Source organism: Bartonella sp. MR63HLJHH (assembly GCF_042194155.1).
Taxonomy (GTDB): domain Bacteria; phylum Pseudomonadota; class Alphaproteobacteria; order Rhizobiales; family Rhizobiaceae; genus Bartonella; species Bartonella grahamii.
Map to the genome: position 1 here is coordinate 1 of NZ_JBHIMN010000043.1, position 827 is coordinate 827.

The 827-nt window shown below is 47.3% G+C and carries 1 protein-coding gene; it reads left to right on the forward strand.

Annotated elements, in window-relative coordinates:
• Nucleotides 1-827: phage late control D family protein (locus tag ACFIKQ_RS09035; protein WP_375656312.1), on the forward strand; the 827-nt coding region annotated here is incomplete at both ends.

The window sequence follows — 827 nt, forward strand, 5'->3', positions numbered from 1 at the left end:
GACCATGCCGGTAATGAAGCCGATACATTTGAAGCAGAGTTTGATGATAGTGGCAATGATTTAGAGGTTCCACAAACGGGCAACGCTCTGCAGGTGATCTTTGGCTATGAGAACAGCATCAGTGCTTTTATGGGGCGTTTTGTTGTCGAATCGGTTGTAAGTTGTGGGGGCAGTGATGGAGAGATTTTGCGCATTTGTGGCAAAAGTGCCTCGATGCGTAAAGAGCTCAAAGAACAGGCGAGTGAGCATTTTGATCACAAAACTGTTGGTGAAATTGTTGAGACACTCGCCAAACGCCATGGCTATCAAGCAAAGGTCAGTCCCCAGTTCACTCAACAAACTTTGCCTTATGTGATTCGCACAGATCAATCGGCTGTTGATTTTCTAACCCGCCTTGCTGACCGTATGCAGGCACGCTTTTTAATCAAGGACAATAAGTTTTTATTTTTAAGCGGTGACAATTTACCAGCACTCGACATCCATAAGCATGACTGTTCAAGTTGGGAATTCACGTTAGAGCCACGCACGCAATATGGCACCATTGAAGCTTCTTATTTTGATCGTTCAAAAGGGCAGCAATGCCAAGTCAAACATCATACAGGGTTTAGCGGTCCCGTGCGGCGTCTTCGCACTTGTTACACCAGCAAGGAAGAGGCTTTGGCTGCTGCTGCATCAGAATCAGACCGACTTTGTCGTGCTGTGGGCAGTGGTTCTTTGACCCTTGAGGGGCGACCAGAAATCATGGCGGATCAACCTCTGCTTCTTCAAGGGTTTCGTGGCGAAATCAATGGTCCATGGAAAGCTTCCACTGTCACCCACTGCTATGA